Source organism: Ruegeria sp. N8 (assembly GCF_056531325.1).
Map to the genome: position 1 here is coordinate 69,735 of NZ_JBQFLQ010000010.1, position 24,299 is coordinate 94,033.

The following is a 24,299-nucleotide window of genomic DNA, read 5'->3' on the forward strand; positions in this document are numbered from 1 at the left end:
ATCCCACAAGCAGCAAAACAGGAGGAGTACGGGATGAACCGTCCGGCTGATCCGCATCAGATGACCCAGGCCAGCAGCTCTGTTGGCACACACGAAGGCTATATGCCTGGCTGGGCAAACGACTTTGAAACAGAAGCTTTGCCCGGCGCGCTGCCGCAAGGGATGAACAGCCCGCAACGCTGCAATTATGGCCTCTATGGCGAACAGCTGAGCGGTACTGCATTCACCGCCAATCCGCCGGAACGGACGTGGTGCTATCGCATTCGCCCCTCGGTCAAGCATTCGCATCGATATGAGAAAATCGACCTGCCCTATTGGAAATCGGCCCCCTGCGTTGACCCGGATGTCATCAGCTTGGGTCAATACCGCTGGGACTCGGTTGCCCATTCCGGTGACGGCCTGACCTGGCTGACTGGCATGCGCACCATGACCACGGCGGGGGATGTCAATACGCAGGTGGGCATGGCCAGCCATATCTATCTGGTGACGGACTCCATGGTGGATGACTATTTCTTCTCGGCCGATTCCGAGCTGTTGGTGGTCCCTCAGGAAGGCCGTCTACGCTTTGCCACCGAGCTTGGGATCATTGACGTTGAACCCAAAGAGATCGCCATCATCCCACGCGGTCTGGTCTACCGGGTCGAGGTTCTGGAAGGCCCTGCGCGCGGCTTCGTCTGTGAGAACTACGGGCAGAAATTCGAACTGCCGGGCCGAGGTCCGATCGGCGCGAACTGCATGGCCAACCCGCGCGACTTCAAGGCGCCCGTGGCGGCGTTCGAAGACCGCGAGGTCCCCTCGACTGTCACCGTAAAGTGGTGCGGCCAGTTTCATACCACCAAGATCGGGCAAAGCCCGCTGGATGTGGTCGCCTGGCATGGCAACTACGCGCCTTACAAATATGACCTGTGCACCTATTGCCCGGTCGGCGCGATCCTGTTCGACCACCCCGATCCGTCGATCTTTACTGTCTTAACAGCGCCTTCGGGCCAGCCCGGCACGGCCAATATCGACTTCGTCCTGTTCCGCGAACGCTGGATGGTGGCAGAAGACACGTTCCGCCCGCCCTGGTACCACAAAAACATCATGTCCGAGCTGATGGGCAATATCTACGGCCAGTATGACGCCAAGCCACAGGGATTTGTTCCCGGAGGGATGAGCCTGCACAATATGATGCTGCCCCACGGGCCGGACCGCGAAGCGTTTGACAAAGCGTCAAATTCCAACCTCGGCCCGGACAAGTTGGACAACACCATGTCCTTCATGTTTGAAACCCGTTTTCCGCAGCACCTAACGGCATTCGCCGCCAATGAGGCCCCCTTGCAGGATGATTACATTGACTGCTGGACCTCGCTTGAGAAAAAGTTCGACGGAACACCCGGCAAAAAATAAACACCTCGCGGGTCCAAGATTTTTCGACGAAAAATCTCGACCTGCACAAAAGGTCTGGAGAAAGAATGTCCTTGATGAATTCCTGGGTGGCTTCGGCAAACGCCGCCAACCATCCGTTCCCATTGAACAACTTGCCTTACGGTGTGTTTTCCACCGAAGACGGTGAACCGCGCTGCGGAGTGGCGATTGGAGACATGATCCTCGACATCACCACGGCCGAGGCCAAAGGCCTGATCGTCCTGACGGATGAGCCCTTGTTTGACCTGCCCTTTTGGAACCCACTGATGGAGCAAGGCCCGGCCGTCTGGGCTGCCCTGCGCGCGCGCCTGAACAGTCTTTTGGCCGACGGATCGGAAGAACAAGGGCAAGTCGAACCCCTGCTCGTGGCTCAAAGTGATGCCGAGATGCACCTGCCTTTCGCAGTCAGCGAATACACCGACTTCTACGCAGGCCGCCACCACGCACAGAATGTTGGCACCATGTTCCGCGGGCCCGAAAATGCGCTACCACCCAATTGGCTGCACATTCCCATCGGCTACAACGGCCGCGCCTCGTCCGTTGTTGTGTCGGGCACGGATATCCGTCGTCCGTGGGGCCAATTGAAGTCTCCCGATCACGACCGCCCGGCCTTCCTGCCCAGCCGCCGCTTTGACATTGAGCTTGAGATGGGCGCCATTGTGGGCACACCGTCGGAAGGCCCGATCTCGGTGCAGGAGGCGGACGACAACATCTTTGGTTATGTTCTGCTAAACGATTGGTCCGCCCGCGATATCCAGGCCTGGGAATATCAGCCATTGGGTCCCTTCCAGGCCAAGGCCACGGCCACTTCGATCAGCCCCTGGATCGTGACCAAAGCCGCGCTGGAGCCATTCCGCTGTGACACCCCAGCCCGCCAACATGAGCTGCTGGATCACCTCAAAGATTGTGGACCCATGCTCTATGACATCGACCTGTCCGTTACGATGGCCCCCGCTGGCAAGCCCGCCACTACGATCGCGCGTACGAATTACAACCAGATGTACTATTCTGCAGCCCAACAACTGGCCCATCACACGACCTCGGGCTGCCCGATGAACACCGGCGACCTACTGGGATCGGGCACGATATCTGGCCCCACAAAACCCGAGCGCGGCTCACTTCTGGAACTCAGCTGGGGCGGTAAGGAACCCCTGACCCTCGACACTGGCGAGACCCGTAGCTTTATCGAGGACGGCGACACTCTGACCCTAACCGGATCCGCCAAAGGCGACGGTTACACAATCGGCTTCGGAGATTGCACCGGCACCCTGCTGCCCGCATTGGACGACCCCTATAAAAGGTGAACCCAGCCCTTCTTCTCGTCAAAAATACGGCCGCCGGAGGCGGTGCAACACCGCAATCCACACACGGCTCGGAAAAAGGAACCCAACATGGCCAAGGCTTTCGCGTCCCAAGGGGACATGTCCGAAAAAAAGATCAGCTTCACGGAAATCGGCGAAGGGCTCTACGCCTTCACCGCCGAGGGCGATCCCAATTCCGGCGTCATCATCGGCGATGACAGCGTCATGATCATCGAGGCACAGGCCACTCCCCGTCTGGCGCAGAAGGTCATCGACTGCGTCCGCTCGGTCACCGACAAACCGATCACCCATGTGGCGTTGACCCACTACCACGCCGTGCGCGTGCTTGGGGCCAGCGCCTTCGGAGCGCAGCAAATCCTGATGTCGGATATGGCCCGCGCTATGGTCGTGGAACGCGGACAAGAGGATTGGGACAGCGAATTCCAACGCTTTCCCCGCCTTTTTGAGGGGCATGAAAGCATCCCCGGCCTGACGTGGCCCACCACCACCTTCAGCGATACGATGACGGTCTATCTGGGCAACCGCCGGGTCGACCTGATGCATCTGGGCCGCGCCCATACTGCGGGTGATATCGTCATCCATGTGCCTGATCAGAATGTCATGTTCACAGGCGACATCGTCGAATACCACTCGGCCTGCTACTGCGGCGACGGGCACTTCGGCGACTGGGGCGATACGCTGGATGCGATCAAATGGTTCGACGTGGACGCCATCGCGCCGGGACGCGGTGACGCTCTGATCGGCAAGAACATGGTCAATGCCGCCATCGAAAACACCCGCGATTTCGTCGACAGCACCTACCTTCCTGCTGCAAAGGTCGCGGCGCGTGGAGGATCGCTGAAAGAAGCATGGGACGCCGTGCGTGCCGAGTGTGATCCGAAGTTTGCCGATTACGCGATTTATGAACACTGCCTGCCCTTCAACGTCGCCCGCGCCTATGACGAAGCCCGAGGTATTGACACGCCGCGCATATGGACCGCCCAACGGGATCTGGAGATGTGGGAGGCCCTGCAAGCCTAGGGACATAGCGTCGCATTTGATCCAGATCGTTTTGCGGCCGGAGTTTCGATGGAACCATTCGGGAAGACCCTCTGGCCCAGTCCCGCCAGAGACACGGAGTTTCGCGCCAAGGCACCGGGGAGAGAGCCTATGAACAAGATCTTCGAAACACCCCTTTATGCGTATGATCGCAGCCCGGATCAGGACACTGCAACGCCTGTGCGCCACAAGGTGATCGTTGTGGGCGCCGGTCCCGTTGGCCTGAGCGCCGCCATCGATCTGGCGCAGCAAGGGGTCGAGGTCGTGGTGCTGGATGACAATGACAAGGTCAGTTTCGGCAGCCGCGCGATCTGCTTTTCACAACGTACATTGGATATTGCCGACCGGCTGGGCTGTGGCAAACCGATGGCAGAAACCGGGGTTCAATGGGAAGCAGGCAAGGTCTTTTTCGACGACCGCAAAGTTTATGAGTTCGACTTGCTGCCCGAAAAAGGCTTTGCCAACCCCGCCTTCGTGAACCTGCAACAATATCATCTTGAGAAAATTCTGGTCGACCGTGTCCGCGCTTTGCAGGCCGAAGGTGCACCGATCGAAATTCGCGGCCGCAACAAGGTCGAGGCGATCGGCACCCATGACGACCACGTCAAACTTGAGGTCGAGACGCCAGAAGGCCCCTATAACGTCGAAGCCGACTGGCTGATTGCGTGCGATGGCGCGCATTCTCCCACCCGCCGGATGCTGGGGCTGGATTTTGACGGGCGGGTATTCGAAGACAATTTCCTGATTGCGGATGTGGTGATGGAGGCCGACTTCCCCACCGAACGCTGGTTCTGGTTCGACCCCCCCTTCAACCGGGGTCAGTCTGCACTGCTGCACAAACAGCCCGACAATGTCTGGCGCATCGATCTGCAACTGGGGTGGGACATCGACAAAGAGCGCGAGAAACGCCCCGAAAACGTCATCCCGCGCCTCAAGGCAATGCTGGGTGAGGATGTGATGTTTGAGCTTGAATGGGTCTCGATCTACACGTTCCAATGCCGTCGGATGGAACGGTTTCGCTATGGCCGTGTGCTCTTTGCAGGGGACAGCGCCCATCAGGTCAGCCCGTTTGGCGCGCGCGGGGCGAATTCGGGAATTCAGGACACCGACAATCTGTGCTGGAAGTTGAAGCTAGTCATCGACGGACAGGCACCCGAACTGCTGCTGGACAGCTATAGCCGCGAGCGCGTGCAGGCAGCGGATGAGAATATCCAGAACTCCACCCGCTCGACCGATTTCATCACGCCGAAATCCGAGATGTCGCGCCTGATGCGCGATGCAGTTCTAGACCTGAGCGAGCACTACGAATTCGCACGCCCGCTGGTCAATTCCGGGCGGCTGAGCACGCCGTGTACCTACGAGGGATCGTCGCTCAGTTCGGCTGATGCGCTTAGCGGGCCGGACCTGACCTGCCCCGGCGCGGCCTGCCCTGATGCGCCATTGGGCGACGAATTCTTGTTGTCAAAACTGGCGGGCAAATTCACTTTGCTGACCATCGACGCTGACGCTCCTGACCGGATCGAAGAAGACGGAGTCGAGGCCACACGACTCGCACTTTCGGTCAAGGATGACCTGACGCTTGAGCTGAAGCGCCGCTATCTGGGCGATGCGACCAGTGCCGTCTATCTGATCCGCCCAGACCAACATGTGGCGGCGCGGCGGGACAATTTCGAAGAAAACGCGTTCCGGCAGGCGATGCGCCGGGCCACAGGAAAGGAGTAAGCAGGATGGCTGATCTGATCCTCACCCCCAATTTCGACAGCGCAGACGACTTCTATGCGCAGTTGCTAGCCTCGCATGAAGGGCTGGGAAAGGACCAAAGCGACGCGTTGAATGCGCGGCTGATCTTGGTTCTGGCCAACCACATCGGTGATGCCGAGGTGTTGTCACAAGCTTTGAAAACGGCCACGCTGCCTGGGGATTGATCTAGTAGGGAGATCCGGATGAGTGTGATCCTATATGATTATTGGCGGTCTTCGGCCAGTTATCGGGTGCGTATCGCGCTGAACCTCGCCGGGATTTCGTATCAGGCAGTTTCGGTCGACCTGGTGGCGGGCGATCACAGGTCCGACGTGCATCTGGCCCGCAATCCGCAAGGCCTGGTGCCTGTTCTTGAGATAGACGGGCTGCGTCTGACCCAGTCGTTGGCGATCATCGACTATCTGGACCAGACCCGCGGTATGGGCTTGCTGCCTGCCGAGCCAGCGGCTCGCGCGCAGGCTTTGGCATTGGCGCAATCCATCGCCGTAGATCTGCATCCGGTCTGCAACCTGTCGGTCGCGCGCCACGCAACGACATTAAGTGGCAGCGCCGAAGGCATGCCGGGCGATTGGATGCGCCATTTCATCCGTCCCGGCCTACTGGCGTTCGAAGCATTGCTGAACGGTTTCGAACAAGCCCCCTATTGTACCGGCACTCAGCCCGGTTTGGCCGATCTGTGTCTAATCCCGCAGATGTATAATGCACGTCGCTGGCAGGTCGATCTGACCGGGCTACCCCGTATCTTGAGTGTCGACGCTACCTGCGCAGACCTGCCCGCTTTTGCGCAGGCTCACCCGGACCGGCACGCGCCTGACTGACTGCACAGGGTCTGTGTACCCATGCGGATAGGGAAAGACGCGACGCTGGTTTATTAAGATCGTCTCAGCAATGATGGAGACCCCTATGCCCGAAATCACCGGCTATCACGCCCATGTCTATTTCGATGCTCATTCTCAAACAGTCGCGCAACAGCTTTGCGAAAAGGCGGGCCGCTTGTTCCCTGTTGAGGTCGGCCGAATGCACGCCAAGAACGTTGGCCCACATCCGCGCTGGAGCTGTCAGCTGGCATTTGCGCCCGACGCGTTTGATCAGGTTATTCCATGGCTGATGCTGAACCGACAAGGGCTCACCATCTTTACGCATCCCGAAACTGGCCAGCATCTTGAGGATCACCGGGATCGTGCTATCTGGATGGGCGAAATGCTGACGTTGGACCTGACGATCTTTGATCGAACGGGCACTTAGCCCAGAGCCTTGGCCTGATCGCGTAGCTTGAACTTTTGCACCTTTCCCGTCGAAGTCTTGGGCAGCGGCCCGAACACCACCGTTTTGGGTGCCTTGAAATGGGCCATGTGATCGCGGCAAAAGGCGATGATGTCTGCGTCAGTCGTCTGTGCATCGGGTTTGAGTTCGACAAATGCGCACGGTGTCTCACCCCATTTCTCGTCGGGGCGGGCAACCACGGCAGCCTCCATCACAGCGGGGTGTTTGTAGAGGATATCCTCGACCTCAACCGATGAGATATTCTCGCCTCCCGAAATAATGATGTCCTTGGACCGGTCCTTGAGCGCGATATAGCCGTCGGGGTGCATCACCCCCAGGTCACCCGAGGCAAACCAGCCGCCGTTAAACGCCTTGTCGGTGGCATCGGGGTTCTTGAGATAGCCCTTCATCACCACATTGCCCTGCATGAAGATCTCGCCCATGGTCTCCCCGTCGGAAGGGACCGGCTCCAGCGTTTCAGGGTCGGCCACCATCAGACCGGACAGTGCCGTGTAGCGCACCCCCTGCCGGACCTTCAGCGCAGCGCGCTCATCGGCCGGTTTTTCGTTCCACTCATCTTTCCAGGCGCAGACGACCGATGGACCGTAGGTTTCGGTCAGGCCGTAGACATGTGTAACCTCGATCCCCATCCCTTCCATATTCGCAATCACGGCGGCAGGGGGCGGGGCCCCTGCGGTCATCACCTTGATCTTCTGGTCGAAATCCTTGAGTGCCTCGGGTGCGTTGGCCAGCATGTTCAGCACGATGGGTGCGCCGCAGAAATGAGTGACTTTTTCGTCGCGGAAAGCGGCATAGATCGGCTCGGCCCGCACCGCGCGCAAACAGACCGAGACGCCTGCATTGGCCGCCATCGCCCAAGGGAAACACCAGCCGTTGCAGTGGAACATCGGCAACGTCCACAGATAGGTCGAATGCTTGGGCATATCCCAATCCAGCAGGTCCGACTGTGCGTTCAGGGCCGCACCCCTGTGGTGATAGACAACCCCCTTGGGGTTGCCCGTGGTACCAGAGGTATAGTTCAGCGTGATCGCGTCCCATTCGTCACCCGGCATAGACCACGCGTATTCGAGATCCCCCTCGGCCAGCAGAGCGTCATAGGTCAGCGCACCCAGCTTCTCGCCCCCCTCATAGCTGTCATCTTCGATATCAATGATCAGCAGATCGTGATCGACCTGCGTCAGCGCCTCTTTCACGACGCCCGAGAACTCGGGATCGACCAGCAGTACTTTGGATTCCGCGTGGTTCAGGATGAAGGCAATGATCGGGGCATCCAGCCTTGTGTTGATGGCGTTCAGAACGGCGCCGGTCATGGGGACACCGAAATGCGCCTCGTACATCTCTGGGATGTTAGCCGCGATGATTGATACGGTGTCGCCCTTGCCAATCCCCCGCGCAACCAAAGCACCGGCCATTCGGCGACAGCGCGCGTAGGTTTCCGCCCAGCTATAACGTCGCGCGCCGTAAACGACGGACGGGTAGTCTGGGTAGATCTGAGCCGTGCGGTCGATGAAGCTCAGCGGTGACAGGGGCGTGTAGTTCGCCCTGCCCTTGTCCAAATGACGCTCATAGATATTTGCCGCGGTCATCAGCGCATCCTCCCTCAGTATCTGTCGCGCGACTTGATCACAAAGACGCGCGCCTGACAAACCCGTATGAATACGACATAGACTGGCAATACGCGATAGTGCAATCTGGCCCTATCTACCGGTGGTCTTTCGCGGTGATCTGAGCCATCGAATAGTCAAGGGCCGGGGCTCCTGCTCCGCCGCTTACGCACCCACACTTTGCGAAAGGACATGTCATGGACGGCACGTTCAACGAAAACGATCTTTCCCGCGTGGTCGAGGCCGACCGCGCCCATATCTGGCACCACCTGATCCAGCATAAACCGTTTGAAACCAACGACCCGCGCATCATTGTCGAGGGCAAGGGAATGCGCGTTTGGGACCAGAACGGCAAGGAACATCTGGATGCCGTATCCGGCGGGGTCTGGACGGTCAACGTGGGCTATGGCCGCGAATCGATCTGCAAGGCGGTCTACGACCAGCTGATGAAGCTGTGCTATTTCGCCAACTCGGCCGGGTCGATTCCGGGCTCGATCTTTGCGGAAAAACTGATCAGCAAGATGCCGGGAATGAGCCGTGTCTACTATATGAACTCGGGTTCTGAGGCGAATGAGAAAGCCTTCAAAATGGTCCGTCAGATCGCCCACAAGAAATACGGCGGCAAGAAGACCAAGATTCTGTATCGCGACCGCGACTATCACGGCTCGACCCTGGCGGCGATGTCGGCGGGCGGTCAGGACGAGCGCAACGCGCAATACGGCCCCTTTGCCCCCGATTTCGTGCGCGTGCCCCATTGCATGGAATACCGCAAGCACGAGCTAGACGGCGCACCCGAAGAGAATTTCGGCGAATGGGCGGCTGATCAGATCGAAGAGGTCATCCTGCGCGAAGGCCCCGATACTGTTGGTGCCCTGTGCCTTGAGCCTGTGACCGCCGGTGGTGGCGTCATTGAGGCCCCCGAAGGCTATTGGCAGCGCGTGCAGGAGATTTGCGATAAATACGACATCCTTCTGCATATCGACGAAGTTGTCTGTGGTGTTGGCCGCACCGGCACATGGTTCGGCTATCAGCAATATGGCGTGAAGCCGGACTTTGTGACCATGGCCAAGGGTGTCGCCTCGGGCTATGCGGCGATTGCCTGCATGGTCACGACCGAGGAAATCTTTGACATGTTCAAGGACAATGCCGACGACCCGATGAACTATTTCCGCGATATCTCGACCTTTGGCGGCTGCACCGCAGGCCCGGCGGCAGCGATCGAAAACATGCGGATCATCGAGGATGAGAACCTTCTGCAGAACTGCACCGACATGGGCGCGCGCATGATGGGCAACCTGCAGGGGCTGATGGAAAAGCATAAGGTCATCGGCGACGTGCGCGGCAAGGGCCTGTTCCTTGGTGCTGAGCTGGTCTCGGACCGCGCAAGCCGCGAGCCGGTGAACGAAAAGATGGCGCAGGCCGTGGTCGCCGACTGTATGGCGCAGGGCGTGATCATCGGCGTCACCAACCGCTCGGTTCCGGGTCGGAACAACACGCTGTGTTTCTCGCCTGCGCTGATCGCGACAGCGGATGATATCGACCAGATCACCGATGCCGTCGATGGTGCGCTGGGGCGTGTGTTTGGGTAGACTAATAGCTGATTACAGCCCAGAAACCGGTGCCCATGGCACCGGTTTTTTTTGTGGTCACCTCGAGATAAAGCCAACTGAGTACAGTTCCACTGCTAAGTCGCTATAGCTTTCGGCTGCTGACGACGAAATGAGTTAGCGAAAAGAAGAACTTTCCTTGCACGGCCAGCGCTCTCTGTTCATCCGCCCAGGCAGTTGCTTCCGCCTCTGGCACGAGCCGCTTGGACTTAGCGAACTTTTCCATCAGGACAATCATCATATTGGCCAGCCCATCGGGCCGGAGGTGAGTATCACAAATGGTGACTGGCGCCACGCCCTCTACTGCAAAACCAGCATCCGTCAGAATTGGAGGCAATAGGGCAGGTACTTCTCTCTCCACAAAATGCTCATCCCAAGCTCTTACCATCCGCGCCATCCGAGCGGGATCTTCGCTGAACCATATCAAACTGTCGAAATGAATATCGCCGATAACCAGCAGTCCCCCTTGTTTTAAGCACCGATAGGCTTCGGCCACCGCTGCCGGAATATCGTCCAGGTATTCATACACCTGTACTGAAACGGCCTTATCAAGCGAGACATCTTTGACGGGAAGTTGCCCGGCTTCACCTTCAACGATCTCGACCCAGTCATAGGTCTGACACCTGTTTTTGGCCGAAAGCCGCATAGCATAACTGGGATCAATTCCTGTGACGTGACCGGTTCCGCCAACTGCCCGAGCAAGCTCTGCCGTTAATAGGCCGTTGCCGCATCCTATGTCCGCAATGACCTCACCGGGGGCAGGCTTCAGCGCATCAAATGACCCTCGACGTCGACGCGTTACGTCGGCGCCTTCATAAACACTATCTAAAAGGCGGGTTGTCTCTTCATCAAACTCAAGCATGTTACCGACACCGAACTTGTCAATTTAAACAGTGGTTCAACATCTAGCATTTTCCGACAAAGAAGTCTGCCGGAAGGGCAGAGCCAACTTTCGGACAATTGCACAAACAAAAAAGCCGCCCCAAACGGGACGGCCTTTCATTCACTGTCTCTGTAGCAGAGGGTCAGGCAGCCAGAGCGGCCTGGGCTTTGGCGACGATCGCGCCGAACGCTTCCGGTTCGTGCACGGCCAGGTCGGCCAGAACTTTGCGGTCCACTTCGATACCGGCCAGGTTCAGGCCGTTGATGAAGCGGGAATAGGTCAGAGCCTCGTCGTGCGAACGGACAGCAGCGTTGATGCGCTGGATCCACAGCGCGCGGAAGTTGCGCTTGCGGTTCTTACGGTCGCGGGTTGCGTACTGGTTGGCCTTGTCGACGGCCTGACGGGCAACCTTGAAGGTGCTCTTGCGGCGGCCATAGTAACCTTTGGCGGCCTTGATGACCTTCTTGTGACGGGCGTGAGTTACGGTTCCACCTTTGACGCGGGACATGTTGGTATCTCCTCTTAGCGGTCGTAGGGCATGTAGCCCTTGACGATCTTGGCGTCGGGGGCGGACAGGGTGGTGTTGCCACGGGCGTCGCGGATGAATTTCTTGGTCCGCTTGATCATTCCGTGCCGTTTGCCGGCCTGGCCAGCAAGGACCTTACCGGTCGCAGTCACCTTAAAGCGCTTCTTGGCGCTCGACTTGGTCTTCATCTTAGGCATTTCCGTCTCCTATTCTCGGGTTCGGTTTCAGACGCGACTCGGCATGCCATCTCGGCCGGTCACGCGATCAGAAGCGCCGTTTACGCAAGTTCGATCATACTGGCAAGGGGGTTTGGACCAAAATCTGCTTATTTTGCGGCTGGTCAGGCACCGGGGCGACGCGGGCCGCCCCGGTGAAAGGTTTTAGTGACCGAACTTGCGGATTTCGCCGCTTTTCAACCGAGCCGCATAGCTCGCCAGCTCCTGACGTACAATCTTCATCAGGAAATACAGCGCGAAGACGTTCACAACCGCCATGGCAAAGATCGCCGCATCCGAGAAGTCGATGACCGGGCCAAGGTTGGCCGCCGCACCGATCACTACGAACACACAGAAGATGATCTTGAAGACCAGCTCTTTGGTGTGACCCTCACCAAACAGGTAGGTCCAGGCCTTGAGGCCGTAATAGGACCAGCTGATCATGGTCGAGAAGGCAAACAGTACCACGGCAATAGCCAGAATGAACGGGAACCAGCCAAACGCACTGCCGAACGCCGCTGAGGTCAGGCTGACGCCGGTATTGCCATCGACCGTGGCAATCGCATTGCCCGCTTCGTTCAGCATGTAGTTGCCGGTTGCCGGATCGACGATCAGCTGCTGAGTGATAATGATCACAAGCGCAGTCATGGTACAGATCACGACTGTATCGATGAATGGCTCGAGCAGTGACACAAAGCCCTCTGTGATCGGTTCCTTGGTCCGCACAGCCGAGTGCGCAATCGCCGCAGAACCCACGCCTGCTTCGTTCGAGAACGCCGCACGCCGGAAGCCCTGGATCAGCGCGCCGACCATGCCGCCAGCCACGCCGAGACCGGTGAAGGCACCTGCGAAGATCTGACCAAAAGCCCAGCCGATCTGATCCGCGTGCATGATGATGATGACCAACGCGGCCAATACATACATGACACCCATGAAGGGTACGACCTTTTCGGTTACGCTGGCGATGGATTTCAGGCCGCCTACGATCACGGCAAAGACGATACCCGCAAAGACCAGACCTGTGATCCAACCCGGATAGTCTCCGACAATGCCCGCGATCTGCTGGTGCGCCTGATTGGCCTGGAACATATTGCCCCCACCCAGCGCGCCAAGAATACAGAAGATCGAGAACAGAACGGCCAGAATCTTACCGCCCGGCAAGCCCAGTTCACTGAACCCCTTGGACATGTAATACATCGGACCGCCCGAAACGGTACCGTCCTCGTATTCGTTGCGGTACTTCACACCCAGCGTACATTCGGTGAATTTCGAGGCCATTCCCAGCAGACCTGCGACGATCATCCAGAACGTAGCACCCGGCCCGCCGATACCGATGGCCACCGCCACGCCGGCGATGTTTCCAAGGCCGACTGTACCCGACAGCGCCGTTGCAAGCGCCTGAAAGTGGCTGACCTCGCCTGCATCATTGGGGTCGGAGTAGTCGCCTTTGACAAGGCTGATCGCGTGGCTGAAGAAGCGCAATTGCACGAAGGCAAAATAAACTGTGAACACCGTGGCGGCGATCACCAACCAACCTACGATCCACGGGAAACCGGTTCCCGGAAACGGTGCGAAGATGAAGCTGACGAAGGGGCCGGTGAAATCGGCGAACGCCTGATTGATCTTTTCGTCGAGACCCGGAGCCTCTTGCGCCAGGGCAGGACCAGCGGCAAAGGCTCCAGCGGCGAAAGCGCCAAATTGTTTGAGCATTCTCATTCTTGTCTCTCCCCTCAGTTCACGACCGTGACCGGCACATCGGCATGCATGACCAGATTTTGGGTCGAGCTGCCAAACAGGCGTTTCTTGAACCCATCGGCGGAGGCGCGTCCTACGATGATCTGTGTGCCGCCGTTTTCGACGGTGATCTTGTTGAGCGTTTCTGCAACGTCGCCGTGACGCACGATACCATGTGCCTCGAACCCGGCGGCTTTGAGCGCATCGACCGCAGGCGCGATGATACGCGTCGTGGCCAGTTCAACCTCTTCCTCGCGGCGCTTGTGACGCAGGGCGTTTTCTTCCGGTGTCTGAAATGTAAACGGGGACCATTCGATGACATAAACCACCAGCAATTCACACGTCCCGATCCGCTCAGCCAAATCTTTGGCAAATGCGATCGCGCGTTCTCCGGTTTCTGTCCCGTCCAGTCCGATGACAATCTTGGTTGTCATGGTGTTCCTCCAATTTTGTTGATTATACCGAGGCCCGTGCCCCCGGCCGGGCAGTCGGAGTCTGGAACTTTTTAAATTGACCGCCCACGCGAACCAGTATCCGAGAAAAACACCAAAAAATAGAGGGGAAACTGAAAGTTTCCCCTCCTATTTTTCTATATATATGTTTTTTATATTCTTTTTTTGCCCAAAATTAAGGCAAACCACCCATCACCCGGGATCCGTGTTATAGATCAAACGCTCATCACACGGTGCAATCCGCAGAATATTAGTCGTGCCCGGAACGTTGAATGGCACCCCTGCGGTGACCACGATCTGGTCGGTTTCAGCTGCGAACCCACCCGACCGAGCGGCCCGGGCCGCGTTCACAACCGCGCCTTTGAACCGCTCCAATTCTGGTGTCATGACGCAGTGGCAGCCCCAGCTAAGGCACAAGCGGCGGGCCGTGCCCTTCGCAGGGGTCATGGCGATGATTGGCACTCCAGGACGCTCGCGCGCTGTCAACAAGGCCGTGGTCCCACTTTGAGTAAAACAGCAGATCGCTTTGATATCCGTCTTTTCCGCAATCTCGCGGGCCGCCGCCACGATACCGTCTGCAATTGTCGTGCCTTTCGCGGTCCGCGATGACGCTATGATCTGCGTATAGGTCGGGTCGGCCTCAACCTCGATGGCGACCTTGTTCATGGTCTGGACCGCTTCGACCGGGTAAGAGCCCGCAGCCGATTCCGCACTGAGCATGATAGCGTCAGTGCCCTCATATATCGCCGTCGCCACGTCCGAGACCTCGGCCCGCGTGGGCATGGGGCTTTCGATCATGCTTTCAAGCATCTGCGTGGCCACGATCACTGGTTTGGCCGCGCCCCGGCACTTGCGCACTAAACGTTTCTGGATCGGCGGCACGGCCGATACCGGCAGTTCGACCCCCAGATCGCCGCGCGCGACCATGATCCCGTCAGACGCATCGAGGATGTCGTCAAACGCCTCAACCGCCGCTGGCTTTTCGATCTTCGACAGGATCGAAGCGCGCCCATCCGCCAGCCCGCGGGCTTCGAACACATCCTTAGCACGCTGCACAAAGCTCAGCGCCAACCAGTCGACGCCCAATTGGCAGACAAATTCCAGATCGTCACGGTCCTTCGCCGACAAGGCCGCCAGCGGCAGCACCACATCGGGCACGTTCACCCCTTTACGGTTCGAGATCGTGCCCCCGACCTCAACCGTGCAATTGGCGAAATCCTGACCGCAATCCTGTACGATCAGGCGGATTTTACCGTCATTGACCAGCAGACGCGCGCCCGGTTCCAGCGCCGCGAAAATCTCGGGGTGCGGCAGGCAAACGCGGTTGATATCCCCGGCCTCGGGGTCAAGGTCCAGCCGGAAGGCCGCGCCTTCTTCTAATTCTTCAGAGTCGTTGGCGAAGACGCCGACACGCAGTTTCGGTCCTTGCAAATCGGCCAGAATGGCGATCGGGCTGTCCAGATCCTTTTCAACCTGACGGATGATCCTGTGCCGCTCGCGGATTTCATCATGGCTACCGTGGCTCATGTTTAGGCGGAACACATCCGCCCCGGCCTCGTGCAGAGCTCGGATCATGTCATAGTCATTCGACGCCGGACCCAGCGTCGCCACGATTTTCACATTTCTCAGGCGTCGCATTGGTGGTGCTCTCCTCACGTTTTCTTTAGGTGTCGCGTAAATGTTACCGCAAACATCACTTCAAGCTGCTTATTGCGCAATTCCCTTTTCAAAGCAACTGCCCTACACCTGCGACAAACAAGATGACAGGCTTATGACGTATTCTCCGTTTTTTATCCACGGCGCTGATCGCCCGTCGCGCTGGCTAATCACATGTGACCACGCCACCAACACCGTCCCGCCCGACATCAACGGCGGCGACCTTGGCCTGCCGCGCGAAGATATGGAGCGCCACATCGCCTATGACGTGGGTGCCTATGAGGTTTCGAAACATCTTGGGGAAATCCTGAACGCGCCCGTGGTGGCTGCCAATTTCTCGCGCCTGGTGATCGACCCGAACCGGGGCGAGGATGACCCGACCCTGCTGATGAAGCTTTATGACGGGTCGATCATCCCAGGCAATCGTTACGCCGACGCGGCCGAGCGGGAGCGGCGGCTAAACATGTGTTACCGCCCGTATCACAACGCTTTGGCCGAGCTGGCCGCCTTGCCTCATGCGGTGATCATCTCAATGCACTCCTTCACCCGTCAGTTGCGAGGGCGCGAGCCGCGTCCGTGGCATGTTAGCGTGCTGCACACCCCGGACGAGCGTTTTTCGCGCCCGCTGGTCGACCGGCTTGAGGCCGAAGGGGACCTGTGCGTCGGCGTCAACGAGCCCTATACCGGTGTTCTGCCCGGCGATGCGATTGATAAACATTGCACCGCCTTTGGCCGCCCCAATGCCCTGATCGAGCTGCGCAATGATCTGATCGCCGATCACGCGGGACAAAGGGCTTGGGCGGAACGTTTGGCCGTTGTGTTACAGGACGCGCTGGATACTAGCGACCTTTGATCACACGTCATTGTGAGGATACCACCTGATCCCCATATATTCGTCGAAAGGGGATCGCCATGACCCAGGAATTCGCAACCTCTGTTTTTGGTTGGATGGCCGCGCTGAACATCGCGGTGCTGTTGTTTACAGCATTAATGGTCCTGTTGCTGCAGGAGCAGATTGCGGGCATTCACAGCAAGTTATTCCAGATGGAGCGGTCGGAAGTGAAACGAGCGTATTTCCGGTATCTGGCCAACTACAAGATCCTTACATTGATCTTTTGCATCGTACCTTGGCTGGCCTTGAAACTGGCCTGACATCCTGTTTGTTGAAACATCGCCTCCGGACCGCTAGGTCAAGGACAACGATACTGTCATCCGGAGTCAGCGCATGGACAAGCAAACCGAAATCGAACTTCAGGCCGCAGCCTTCCGCCGGTTGCAAAAGCACCTGATGGAAGACCGCACCGACGTGCAGAACATCGACATGATGAATCTGGCCGGGTTCTGCCGCAACTGCCTGTCGCGCTGGTATCAGGAAGCGGCGAATGAAAAGGGCATCGAGATGGGCAAGGACGAAGCCCGTCAAATTTTCTACGGCATGACCATGGATGAGTGGAAAGCCAATTATCAGACCGAAGCCAGTGCCGAAAAACAGGCCGCCTTCGAGGTCGCCTTTGACGAAAACGTCACAAAAAAAGGTTGAACGCTGAAATCAAAAAGGCCCGCCGGTTTGGCGGGCCTTTTGCTTAGATCGCCGCCTTGCGGCTTTCATCCAGATAAATCTCACGCAAGCGTTTGGCAATCGGCCCCGGCGTGCCGTCGCCCAGCGAAACCCCATCAATCTCAACTACCGGCATGACAAAGGCGCTGGCCGAGGTGGTGAAGGCTTCATCCGCCTCTTTCGCCTCATCGATCGTAAACAGGCGTTCTTCGACTTCCATCTGCGCCTCGGCTGCCATACGCAGCACAGCCCTGCGGGTGATCCCGTGCAAGATGTCGTTGGACAGCGGACGGGTCACGATCTTGCCGTTTTTGACGAAATAGGCGTTGTTGCTAGTGCCTTCAGTGACATAGCCATCCTCAATCATCCACGCATCATCGCATCCGGCGGCCTTGGCCATCATCTTGCCCATCGACGGGTAAAGCAACTGCACTGTCTTGATATCACGGCGGCCCCAGCGAATGTCATCAATCGAGATGATCTTAGCGCCCTTCTGCGCCGCCGGGCTGTCGGCCAATCCAGGCTTGTTCTGGGTGAACAGAACCAGCGTCGGCTTGGTATCGGCCGCAGGGAACACGAAATCCCGGTCCCCGTCGCTGCCACGCGAGACCTGCAGATAGATCAGACCTTCTTCGATTCCGTTCAGCTCAACCAGTTTGCGGTGAATTGCCAGAAGTTCATCCTTGCTGCAGGGCTCGGCCATCTGCAGCTCGTCCAGCGAGCGTTTCAGACGCACCGCGTGGCCTTCAAAGTCGATCAGCTTGCCGTCCAGCACGCTGGTCACCTCATAAACGGCGTCGGCCATCAGAAAACCACGGTCAAAGATCGAAACCTTGGCCTCGGTCTCGGGCAGGTACTCTCCGTTCACGTAAACGGTGCGGGTCATGTCACTCTCCTCAGCCCCAGAGCGCCGCTTTTGGCGGATGCACTCCGGCGTCATCAAAAATCAGCGGGTTGGTGCGGTCTTCGGCCAGAAGAAGCGGGCCGTCAAGGTCTGTGACCATCGCACCCTGCGCCAATAAGGTCGCAGGTGCCATCGCAAGCGAGCTGCCGACCATGCAACCGACCATGACCCTATAGCCCTCGGCCAGCGCCTGCTGCCGCAGCGCCAGAGCCTCGGTCAGACCGCCGGTTTTGTCGAGCTTGATGTTGACGACATCGTACTTGCCTTTAAGACCGGGTAGGCTGCTGCGATCATGACAGGACTCGTCGGCGCACACGGGCACCGGACGCTCCATTCCGATCAGCGCGTCATCTTCACCGGCAGGCAAGGGTTGCTCGACCAGAGCCACACCCAAACGCACCAGATGCGGGGCAAGGTCGGCATAAACAGCGGCCGACCAACCCTCATTCGCGTCGACGATGATCCGTGCGTTCGGCGCGCCCGCGCGCACAGCTTCAAGCCGGGGCATGTCGTCCGGTGTGCCCAGCTTGATCTTGAGAAGCGGACGATGCGCGTTGGCGGTTGCTTGTGCCTGCATCGCCTCGGGCGTGTCCAGCGACAGAGTATATGCGGTGATCTCGGGGCCCGGAACTGGCAAACTGGCCAAGTCCCACGCCCGTTTGCCCGCACGCTTGCATTCCAGATCCCACAGCGCACAGTCTACGGCATTTCGCGCCGCCCCAGCGGGCAGCAGGTCCATAAGCGATTGCCGGGTGATGTCCGCAGGCAGACCCGCGATCTCGGCCTCGACCGACTCCAGCGTTTCATCATAGCGCGCGTAGGGCACGCATTCGCCCCAGCCCTGATGCACCCCGTCCGAGACCCGAACGGTCAGCACCTTGGCCTCGGTCCGAGACCCGCGCGAGATGGTGAACACCTGCGCCAACCGAAACACATCCCGCGAAATGTCTATCCGCATCACACACCTTTCCCCAGCAGAGCGACCAAGATTTTTCGACGAAAAATCTTTGCCAGATCGTGTTACAGCGCCGCCAGCGCATCAACCAGCTTACCCGCGCCAAAGCGATACGGGTCGGTTGCGGGCAAGCCCATCTCGGCCTCGACCTCGGCGATATAGGCGCGCGCTTCGTCTTCGCTCAGGTTCTGCGTGTTGATCGAGACGCCGACAACCTGACAGGCCGGGTTGGCGATCCGCGCCAGCGGCAGCGCCGCGTCACGCAGATCCGGCAGCGACGGCAGGGAATACTCGGGCAAGCCACGCATATGCGTCCGCGTAGGCTCGTGGCACAGGATCAGCGCATCGGGCTGACCGCCGTGGATCAGCGCCATAGTCACACCGGAATAGGACACATGATACAGTGACCCCTGCCCTTCGATGTGATCCCAGTGATCGGCGTCATTCTCTGGCGTCAGGTATTCGACCGCACCGGCCATGAAATCGGCCACGACCGCGTCCAGCGGAACCCCCTGCCCGGTGATCAGAATGCCCGTCTGCCCCGTGGCGCGGAAAGTGGATTTCATGCCCCGCTTGCGCATCTCGGCATCCATCGACATGGCGGTGTACATCTTGCCTGCCGAACAATCGGTCCCCACGGCCAGACACCGCTTGCCGCTGCGCTTTTTACCATTGGCAATTGGATAGCCAACAGTCGGCACACGTACGTCGTGCAACGTGCAGCCGTGGGTTTGCGCCGCGGCCACCAGATCGCCCTCATCGCGCAACAGGTTATGTAGGCCAGAGGCCAGATCAAACCCCATCTCGAGCGCCTCGATCAACACTTTCTTCCACGCTGCACTGATCACACCGCCCCGGTTGGCAACGCCAATGACTAGCGTTTTCGCGCCGGCGGCTTTGGCTTCGGCCAGAGTCAGGTCGGTCATACCCAGATCGGCCTTGCAACCCTCCATCCGGTACTGGCCCACGGCGTTCTCGGGACGCCAGTCCCGGATGCCGATGGCGACTTTTGCGGCCAACTGGTCGGGCGCATCGCCCAAAAACAACAGATACGGTGTCTCGATCATTGCGGTGCACTCCTTTGATTCCGACGCAGGCTAGTGGAGCCGGCAGGCGAGAGTTTCGCGAATCCTTCTGTCAACGTCAGTTGGGTTGGGAGAATTTTGCGCAGTTTGCCGAAAATGCGCAAAGACTTTTCAAGTTTCCAAAGTGATTAAACTTTAACCGCCCACGACGCAGCGTATTTTGGGGAATGCTGCGAATGCATTGCCGCGCCTGCACAAAGACGCTTGCGCCGCGTTGCGCAATTTAATACCAGATAAGCCAACAAAATCGCAATTTCCTTTCCCGCACGAGGTCCAGATGAGCTTTCGCCTTCAACCCGCCGCCCCTGCCCGCCCAAACCGTTGTCAGCTGTTTGGTCCCGGTTCGAACACCAAGCTGTTCCCGAAAATGGCCGCCTCGGCCGCCGACGTGATCAACTTGGACCTTGAGGATTCCGTTGCACCCACTGACAAGGATGTGGCCCGAGCCAATGTGATCGAGGCGCTGAACACAATCGACTGGGGCGGCAAATACATGTCCGTCCGCATCAACAGCCTCGACACGCCCTACTGGTATCGCGACGTGGTTGATCTGCTGGAACAGGCCGGCGACCGTCTGGACCAAGTCATGATACCCAAGGTGGGTTGTGCGGAGGACGTCTATGCCGTTGACGCGCTGGTCACGGCGATCGAGCGCGCCAAGGGCCGCACCAAGCCCATCAGCTTTGAGGTCATCATCGAATCCGCGGCTGGTATCGCCCATGTCGAAGCCATCGCGGCCTCATCCCCGCGCCTGCAGGCCATGAGCCTTGGGGCAGCAGACTTTGCGGCCTCGATGGGGATGCAGACCACCGGCATCGGCGGCACGCAGGAAAACTATTACATGCTGCGCGAGGGCGAAAAGCACTGGTCCGATCCGTGGCATTGGGCACAGGTGGCCATCGTCGCCGCCTGCCGCACCCATGGCGTGCTGCCCGTTGACGGCCCGTTCGGCGATTTCTCGGATGATGAGGGCTATATCGCGCAGGCCAAACGTTCGGCCACGCTGGGTATGGTGGGCAAATGGGCGATCCACCCCAAGCAGATCGCTCTGGCCAATCAGGTCTTCACCCCTTCGGACGAGGCGGTTACAGAGGCCCGCGAGATACTGGCGGCAATGGAACAGGCCAAGGCCAATGGCGAAGGCGCAACCGTTTACAAAGGACGTCTGGTCGATATCGCCTCGATCAAGCAGGCCGAGGTGATCGTGGCACAGGCCGAGCTGATCGCTGCAAATGGCTGACGAAAAAGGCGCCCCGCGGGGCGCCTTTCTTACCTTCCGAACACGTTGTTTGGCGTCCAGGTGAACCGCTCGCCCTGCTTGCCCCATTTCATCATCAGGCAAGAGGTTCCGTATTTCTGGAAATACTTGATGTTGAGCGGATACCAACCGGCCTTGGGCACCTCAACCTCTGTGCGTTGATTGGCTTCACAGCCCTGTCGACCATTCACATAGCCGATCTGCTGACCGCCGACCCAAGCGTCAATGCCGTCATTGGACCATGTTTCCAATTCATAGATTCCAGGCGAATCGAACTTGATATAACCGGTGACTTCAGCCGCCACATTGAACGCCTGATTGTAAGTCAGAACCGGGTCCCCTTCATTCGTGTCGCGATAGTCGAGCCCAATTAAAGGCGGGCCAGGCTCGGCCTTTTTCAACAAAAACTCAACTTTTGACAGGTTCTGGATTTTGCGCGGCGGGTTCCCCTCCCACGCATATTTCACATTCAAACCCGCTTTGGGGCTTGGCTGAGGATTGGCAGGTTGCAATTTCAGCGGCGCGGACACAGCCATCCCGGCGATCATCGCCAGGGTCACGGCCAGCGCTCCGGTCTGAGCGAATTTCATGGTCTTCTCCCTGAGTGTGGTCCCATTGGGGTTAACCCCCATTTTGGTCAGGACATTGGATAAACACTAGGATGTGAGAATTAACCTCGCAAGACAGTTAAAATTCACATTTGCGCTGTTAGGCACGCAAATCCTTGGGCGAATCCATCACCACATAGGACGTGATCGAGGTCACATGCGGCAATGTACCCAGCACTTCGGTGTGGAACGTTTTGTACGAGGCAAGGTCCGCGCACTCCACCCGCAGCAGGTATTCAATCGTTCCGGTAATGTTGTGACATTCCACCACTTCAGGGGCACGCTGCAAAGCGCGTTCGAACCCTTCTTGTGCAGCTTTGGTATGCTCGCCCAGACCAACTCCGATATAGGCGACGAACCCAACACCCAATGCCGCTGGGTTCAGAACCGCCCGATAGCCTTGGATGACACCCACGCGCTCCAACTCCTGCACCCGCCTCAGACAGGCCGAGGGAGACAGGCCCACCCGGTCGGCAAGCTCCAGATTGCTGATACGCCCGTCGCGTGACAGCTCGCGCAATAAATGTTGGTTTATTTGGTCAATCTTCGCCATTCATTGCGAAACTTAGAAAAACTTGCGCGATTTCGCAATTTCATTTGCTGTGGATCGGACAAATATCCTGCAATGACCTATGATCTGCTTTTCGCATTGATGATGTTTGCTTTCGTCTCGTCCATCACGCCAGGGCCGAATAACCTGATGCTGATGGCCTCGGGTGCGAATTTCGGGTTTCGCCGCACCGTCCCGCATATGCTGGGCATCGGGATCGGGTTCACCGTTATGGTTCTATTGGTGGGAGCCGGCCTGGCGCAGGTCTTTATGCGGGTACCCCTGTTGCACAGCGCACTGAAAATTCTGTCCGTCGCCTATCTGCTTTGGCTTGCATGGAAAATCGCCCACGCCGCGCCAGCGACCAGGGGCGAAACCGAAGGAACGCCAATGACATTTGGGCAAGCCGCCGCTTTCCAGTGGGTCAACCCCAAAGCGTGGACAATGGCCTTGACGGCGACGACGGTCTACACGCCCAACCACACGATGGGCGCGATCATCACTGTTGCTTTGGTGTTTGGTGCGGTGAACCTGCCCTCGGTCAGCACATGGACAGTACTGGGACAGCAGATGGCCCGGCTGCTGACAAACGCACGAAGGCTGGTGGTGTTCAACTGGACAATGGCCGCGCTTTTGGTCCTGTCGCTCTACCCGATCCTGTGGCCGGGCTAGACAGCCTTTTGGTGCGGAAAACTGCTGTTGAGTTGCATCCCTCGCGACGTCAGGTCATATAGCAATGAATTTCCGCGTTGAGAGGCGTCATGACCCAATATCTGGATTTCGAAAAACCCCTGGCCGAGATCGAAGGCAAGGCCGAGGAATTGCGCGCCTTGGCCCGCGCCAACGAAGAGATGGACGTGGCCGAAGAAGCCGCCGCGCTGGACGCCAAGGCCGTCAAACTGCTGGATGAATTGTACAGCGATCTGACCCCCTGGCGGAAATGCCAGGTGGCGCGTCACCCCGAACGCCCCCATTGTCAGGACTATGTCAAAGAATTGTTTACGGAATTCACCCCTCTGGCGGGCGACCGGAACTTTGCCGACGACCTGGCCGTGATCGGCGGGCTGGCCCGCTTCAACGACCAGCCTGTCATGGTGATCGGTCACGAAAAGGGGTCCGACACCAAATCGCGGATCGAACGGAATTTCGGTATGGCGCGCCCCGAGGGTTATCGCAAAGCTGTGCGCCTGATGGAGATGGCGGGGCGTTTTGGCCTGCCGGTGATCACCCTGATCGACACCGCTGGCGCCTACCCCGGCAAAGGGGCCGAGGAACGGGGCCAGTCCGAGGCTATCGCGCGGTCGACCGAGATGTGCTTGAAGATCGGCGTACCGCTGGTCTCGGTCATCATCGGCGAAGGTGGATCGGGCGGTGCGGTTGCCTTTGCGACGGCCAACAAGGTGGCGATGCTGGAACACTCGGTCTATTCGGTGATCTCGCCCGAGGGCTGCGCCTCGATCCTTTGGAAGGACGCTGAAAAGATGCGCGAAGCGGCTGAAGCACTGCGCCTGACGGCGCAGGATCTGTATAAGCTGGGCGTATGCGACCGGATCATCTCGGAACCCAAGGGCGGTGCCCACCGCGATCGTCCGGCCACCGTGGAATCGGTGCGCGCAGCCATCACGGACATGCTGAAAGAGCTGGACGGCAAGGATGCCGCCGCGCTGATTCAGCACCGCCGCCAGAAATTCCTGGATATCGGCGCCAAAGGGCTAGCCGCGTAGGCCTAGGGTCAGGACCCACTAATCTTGCGCCACTGGTTTGACTGATTTTGGTTCTGACAAGACACATTCTTGCTGGAATAGTGGTTCTATTTCTAAAGGATGTAACGCAGTTCAGAGGCAAAATCAGTCAAATCCTTCGGACGCATGAACCGCTGCAAAGCAGCGGCT

Annotated in this window: 26 protein-coding genes; 14 read left to right on the top strand and 12 right to left on the bottom strand. The window is 58.5% G+C overall.

Translation table 11 applies throughout. From position 1 onward, the window contains the following. Positions 1–33: 33 nt before the first annotated feature. The 7 genes from hmgA to ACR0C5_RS16800 all read left to right on the top strand — a co-directional run bounded on the left by hmgA (position 34) and on the right by ACR0C5_RS16800 (position 6,773). Positions 34–1,389: a homogentisate 1,2-dioxygenase gene (hmgA, locus tag ACR0C5_RS16770; protein ID WP_480878014.1), complete on the top strand. Its 1,356-nt coding sequence runs from the start codon at positions 34–36 to the stop codon at positions 1,387–1,389. Positions 1,390–1,454: 65 nt separating this feature from the next. Next, a complete protein-coding gene (gene fahA, locus ACR0C5_RS16775) occupies positions 1,455–2,711 on the top strand; it encodes a fumarylacetoacetase (RefSeq protein WP_480505529.1) in 1,257 nt (418 codons plus the stop codon). Positions 2,712–2,798: 87 nt separating this feature from the next. Next, positions 2,799–3,749, top strand: coding sequence for an MBL fold metallo-hydrolase (locus tag ACR0C5_RS16780; RefSeq protein WP_480878016.1), 951 nt, complete (start codon positions 2,799–2,801; stop codon positions 3,747–3,749). A 129-nt stretch (positions 3,750–3,878) separates the two neighbouring features. Continuing rightward, entirely contained in the window at positions 3,879–5,489 is a 1,611-nt protein-coding gene (locus tag ACR0C5_RS16785; RefSeq protein WP_480878018.1) for an FAD-dependent oxidoreductase, read from the top strand. A 5-nt stretch (positions 5,490–5,494) separates the two neighbouring features. Next, the gene (locus tag ACR0C5_RS16790) at positions 5,495–5,692 is read left to right on the top strand and encodes a DUF2783 domain-containing protein (RefSeq protein WP_480552470.1); all 198 of its coding nucleotides are present in this window, start codon (positions 5,495–5,497) and stop codon (positions 5,690–5,692) included. An 18-nt stretch (positions 5,693–5,710) separates the two neighbouring features. Then, the gene (gene maiA, locus ACR0C5_RS16795) at positions 5,711–6,346 is read left to right on the top strand and encodes a maleylacetoacetate isomerase (protein WP_170791412.1); all 636 of its coding nucleotides are present in this window, start codon (positions 5,711–5,713) and stop codon (positions 6,344–6,346) included. An 85-nt stretch (positions 6,347–6,431) separates the two neighbouring features. Next, positions 6,432–6,773 (top strand): DOPA 4,5-dioxygenase family protein, encoded by a 342-nt coding sequence (locus tag ACR0C5_RS16800; RefSeq protein WP_170791410.1) that lies wholly within the window; start codon positions 6,432–6,434, stop codon positions 6,771–6,773. Here ACR0C5_RS16800 and ACR0C5_RS16805 read toward each other — a convergent pair. Continuing rightward, positions 6,770–8,398, bottom strand: coding sequence for an acyl-CoA synthetase (locus ACR0C5_RS16805; RefSeq protein ID WP_480878021.1), 1,629 nt, complete (start codon positions 8,396–8,398; stop codon positions 6,770–6,772). The genes ACR0C5_RS16800 and ACR0C5_RS16805 overlap by 4 nt on opposite strands. Before the next feature lie 215 nt (positions 8,399–8,613). On the opposite strand from ACR0C5_RS16805, the gene ACR0C5_RS16810 reads away from it, so the two are divergent. After that, positions 8,614–10,005 carry an aminotransferase family protein gene (locus tag ACR0C5_RS16810; protein ID WP_170791406.1) on the top strand — a complete coding sequence of 464 codons (1,392 nt, stop codon included), beginning with the start codon at positions 8,614–8,616 and terminating at the stop codon, positions 10,003–10,005. A gap of 103 nt (positions 10,006–10,108) precedes the next feature. Here ACR0C5_RS16810 and ACR0C5_RS16815 read toward each other — a convergent pair whose 3' ends face one another. The 6 genes from ACR0C5_RS16815 to pyk form a co-directional block, all read right to left on the bottom strand. Beyond that, positions 10,109–10,885: a methyltransferase domain-containing protein gene (locus ACR0C5_RS16815; RefSeq protein WP_480878023.1), complete on the bottom strand. Its 777-nt coding sequence runs from the start codon at positions 10,883–10,885 to the stop codon at positions 10,109–10,111. Between the two features lie 163 nt (positions 10,886–11,048). Continuing rightward, positions 11,049–11,414, bottom strand: coding sequence for a 50S ribosomal protein L20 (gene rplT / locus ACR0C5_RS16820; protein WP_008756009.1), 366 nt, complete (start codon positions 11,412–11,414; stop codon positions 11,049–11,051). A gap of 14 nt (positions 11,415–11,428) precedes the next feature. Continuing rightward, positions 11,429–11,629, bottom strand: a complete 201-nt coding sequence (gene rpmI, locus ACR0C5_RS16825; RefSeq protein WP_010443552.1) for a 50S ribosomal protein L35 — start codon at positions 11,627–11,629, stop codon at positions 11,429–11,431. A gap of 183 nt (positions 11,630–11,812) precedes the next feature. Further along, positions 11,813–13,363, bottom strand: coding sequence for an alanine/glycine:cation symporter family protein (locus tag ACR0C5_RS16830; protein ID WP_170787128.1), 1,551 nt, complete (start codon positions 13,361–13,363; stop codon positions 11,813–11,815). Positions 13,364–13,377: 14 nt separating this feature from the next. Next, entirely contained in the window at positions 13,378–13,815 is a 438-nt protein-coding gene (locus ACR0C5_RS16835; protein WP_170775177.1) for a universal stress protein, read from the bottom strand. 210 nt (positions 13,816–14,025) lie between these two features. Further along, the gene (gene pyk / locus ACR0C5_RS16840; RefSeq protein ID WP_170787126.1) at positions 14,026–15,471 is read right to left on the bottom strand and encodes a pyruvate kinase; all 1,446 of its coding nucleotides are present in this window, start codon (positions 15,469–15,471) and stop codon (positions 14,026–14,028) included. A 133-nt stretch (positions 15,472–15,604) separates the two neighbouring features. Between pyk and ACR0C5_RS16845 the strand changes: the two genes are divergently transcribed. The 3 genes from ACR0C5_RS16845 (at position 15,605) to ACR0C5_RS16855 (ending at position 17,029) form a co-directional block, all read left to right on the top strand. Further along, the gene (locus ACR0C5_RS16845) at positions 15,605–16,342 is read left to right on the top strand and encodes an N-formylglutamate amidohydrolase (RefSeq protein ID WP_480878026.1); all 738 of its coding nucleotides are present in this window, start codon (positions 15,605–15,607) and stop codon (positions 16,340–16,342) included. Between the two features lie 59 nt (positions 16,343–16,401). Then, a complete protein-coding gene (locus tag ACR0C5_RS16850) occupies positions 16,402–16,641 on the top strand; it encodes a DUF6868 family protein (protein ID WP_480878028.1) in 240 nt (79 codons plus the stop codon). Positions 16,642–16,714: 73 nt separating this feature from the next. Continuing rightward, on the top strand, positions 16,715–17,029 hold the full coding sequence (locus ACR0C5_RS16855) for a DUF1244 domain-containing protein (protein WP_480878030.1): 315 nt from the start codon (positions 16,715–16,717) through the stop codon (positions 17,027–17,029). Between the two features lie 43 nt (positions 17,030–17,072). Here ACR0C5_RS16855 and ACR0C5_RS16860 read toward each other — a convergent pair whose 3' ends face one another. The 3 genes from ACR0C5_RS16860 to dgcN all read right to left on the bottom strand — a co-directional run bounded on the left by ACR0C5_RS16860 (position 17,073) and on the right by dgcN (position 19,973). Then, positions 17,073–17,933 carry a D-amino-acid transaminase gene (locus tag ACR0C5_RS16860; protein ID WP_480878032.1) on the bottom strand — a complete coding sequence of 287 codons (861 nt, stop codon included), beginning with the start codon at positions 17,931–17,933 and terminating at the stop codon, positions 17,073–17,075. Between the two features lie 10 nt (positions 17,934–17,943). Further along, positions 17,944–18,909, bottom strand: coding sequence for an N-acetyl-D-Glu racemase DgcA (gene dgcA / locus ACR0C5_RS16865; protein WP_480878034.1), 966 nt, complete (start codon positions 18,907–18,909; stop codon positions 17,944–17,946). Positions 18,910–18,971: 62 nt separating this feature from the next. Then, complete coding sequence (gene dgcN / locus ACR0C5_RS16870; RefSeq protein WP_480878036.1) at positions 18,972–19,973, bottom strand: N-acetyltransferase DgcN; 1,002 nt, start codon at positions 19,971–19,973, stop codon at positions 18,972–18,974. 295 nt (positions 19,974–20,268) lie between these two features. On the opposite strand from dgcN, the gene ACR0C5_RS16875 reads away from it, so the two are divergent. Beyond that, a complete protein-coding gene (locus tag ACR0C5_RS16875; protein ID WP_480878038.1) occupies positions 20,269–21,231 on the top strand; it encodes an L-malyl-CoA/beta-methylmalyl-CoA lyase in 963 nt (320 codons plus the stop codon). A gap of 29 nt (positions 21,232–21,260) precedes the next feature. Here the strand turns inward: ACR0C5_RS16875 and ACR0C5_RS16880 are convergent, their stop codons facing one another. Both ACR0C5_RS16880 and ACR0C5_RS16885 read right to left on the bottom strand, forming a co-directional pair. Beyond that, a complete protein-coding gene (locus ACR0C5_RS16880; protein WP_170775195.1) occupies positions 21,261–21,839 on the bottom strand; it encodes a PA14 domain-containing protein in 579 nt (192 codons plus the stop codon). Positions 21,840–21,957: 118 nt separating this feature from the next. Further along, positions 21,958–22,410, bottom strand: a complete 453-nt coding sequence (locus ACR0C5_RS16885; protein WP_170775197.1) for an Lrp/AsnC family transcriptional regulator — start codon at positions 22,408–22,410, stop codon at positions 21,958–21,960. 72 nt (positions 22,411–22,482) lie between these two features. Here ACR0C5_RS16885 and ACR0C5_RS16890 point away from each other — a divergent pair, with 72 nt between their 5' ends. Then, a complete protein-coding gene (locus ACR0C5_RS16890) occupies positions 22,483–23,079 on the top strand; it encodes a LysE family translocator (RefSeq protein WP_170787112.1) in 597 nt (198 codons plus the stop codon). Positions 23,080–23,168: 89 nt separating this feature from the next. Beyond that, a complete protein-coding gene (locus ACR0C5_RS16895) occupies positions 23,169–24,131 on the top strand; it encodes an acetyl-CoA carboxylase carboxyltransferase subunit alpha (protein ID WP_170775201.1) in 963 nt (320 codons plus the stop codon). Positions 24,132–24,299 lie beyond the last annotated feature (168 nt).

What these genes read in the sequence shown, in the direction of transcription:
- hmgA (WP_480878014.1), top strand. Translation starts at nt 34, where the DNA reads ATGAACCGTCCGGCTGATCCGCATCAGATGACCCAGGCCAGCAGCTCT.
- fahA (WP_480505529.1), top strand. Translation starts at nt 1,455, where the DNA reads ATGTCCTTGATGAATTCCTGGGTGGCTTCGGCAAACGCCGCCAACCAT.
- ACR0C5_RS16780 (WP_480878016.1), top strand. Translation starts at nt 2,799, where the DNA reads ATGGCCAAGGCTTTCGCGTCCCAAGGGGACATGTCCGAAAAAAAGATC.
- ACR0C5_RS16785 (WP_480878018.1), top strand. Translation starts at nt 3,879, where the DNA reads ATGAACAAGATCTTCGAAACACCCCTTTATGCGTATGATCGCAGCCCG.
- ACR0C5_RS16790 (WP_480552470.1), top strand. Translation starts at nt 5,495, where the DNA reads ATGGCTGATCTGATCCTCACCCCCAATTTCGACAGCGCAGACGACTTC.
- maiA (WP_170791412.1), top strand. Translation starts at nt 5,711, where the DNA reads ATGAGTGTGATCCTATATGATTATTGGCGGTCTTCGGCCAGTTATCGG.
- ACR0C5_RS16800 (WP_170791410.1), top strand. Translation starts at nt 6,432, where the DNA reads ATGCCCGAAATCACCGGCTATCACGCCCATGTCTATTTCGATGCTCAT.
- ACR0C5_RS16805 (WP_480878021.1), bottom strand. Translation starts at nt 8,398, where the DNA reads ATGACCGCGGCAAATATCTATGAGCGTCATTTGGACAAGGGCAGGGCG.
- ACR0C5_RS16810 (WP_170791406.1), top strand. Translation starts at nt 8,614, where the DNA reads ATGGACGGCACGTTCAACGAAAACGATCTTTCCCGCGTGGTCGAGGCC.
- ACR0C5_RS16815 (WP_480878023.1), bottom strand. Translation starts at nt 10,885, where the DNA reads ATGCTTGAGTTTGATGAAGAGACAACCCGCCTTTTAGATAGTGTTTAT.
- rplT (WP_008756009.1), bottom strand. Translation starts at nt 11,414, where the DNA reads ATGTCCCGCGTCAAAGGTGGAACCGTAACTCACGCCCGTCACAAGAAG.
- rpmI (WP_010443552.1), bottom strand. Translation starts at nt 11,629, where the DNA reads ATGCCTAAGATGAAGACCAAGTCGAGCGCCAAGAAGCGCTTTAAGGTG.
- ACR0C5_RS16830 (WP_170787128.1), bottom strand. Translation starts at nt 13,363, where the DNA reads ATGAGAATGCTCAAACAATTTGGCGCTTTCGCCGCTGGAGCCTTTGCC.
- ACR0C5_RS16835 (WP_170775177.1), bottom strand. Translation starts at nt 13,815, where the DNA reads ATGACAACCAAGATTGTCATCGGACTGGACGGGACAGAAACCGGAGAA.
- pyk (WP_170787126.1), bottom strand. Translation starts at nt 15,471, where the DNA reads ATGCGACGCCTGAGAAATGTGAAAATCGTGGCGACGCTGGGTCCGGCG.
- ACR0C5_RS16845 (WP_480878026.1), top strand. Translation starts at nt 15,605, where the DNA reads ATGACGTATTCTCCGTTTTTTATCCACGGCGCTGATCGCCCGTCGCGC.
- ACR0C5_RS16850 (WP_480878028.1), top strand. Translation starts at nt 16,402, where the DNA reads ATGACCCAGGAATTCGCAACCTCTGTTTTTGGTTGGATGGCCGCGCTG.
- ACR0C5_RS16855 (WP_480878030.1), top strand. Translation starts at nt 16,715, where the DNA reads ATGGACAAGCAAACCGAAATCGAACTTCAGGCCGCAGCCTTCCGCCGG.
- ACR0C5_RS16860 (WP_480878032.1), bottom strand. Translation starts at nt 17,933, where the DNA reads ATGACCCGCACCGTTTACGTGAACGGAGAGTACCTGCCCGAGACCGAG.
- dgcA (WP_480878034.1), bottom strand. Translation starts at nt 18,909, where the DNA reads ATGCGGATAGACATTTCGCGGGATGTGTTTCGGTTGGCGCAGGTGTTC.
- dgcN (WP_480878036.1), bottom strand. Translation starts at nt 19,973, where the DNA reads ATGATCGAGACACCGTATCTGTTGTTTTTGGGCGATGCGCCCGACCAG.
- ACR0C5_RS16875 (WP_480878038.1), top strand. Translation starts at nt 20,269, where the DNA reads ATGAGCTTTCGCCTTCAACCCGCCGCCCCTGCCCGCCCAAACCGTTGT.
- ACR0C5_RS16880 (WP_170775195.1), bottom strand. Translation starts at nt 21,839, where the DNA reads ATGAAATTCGCTCAGACCGGAGCGCTGGCCGTGACCCTGGCGATGATC.
- ACR0C5_RS16885 (WP_170775197.1), bottom strand. Translation starts at nt 22,410, where the DNA reads ATGGCGAAGATTGACCAAATAAACCAACATTTATTGCGCGAGCTGTCA.
- ACR0C5_RS16890 (WP_170787112.1), top strand. Translation starts at nt 22,483, where the DNA reads ATGACCTATGATCTGCTTTTCGCATTGATGATGTTTGCTTTCGTCTCG.
- ACR0C5_RS16895 (WP_170775201.1), top strand. Translation starts at nt 23,169, where the DNA reads ATGACCCAATATCTGGATTTCGAAAAACCCCTGGCCGAGATCGAAGGC.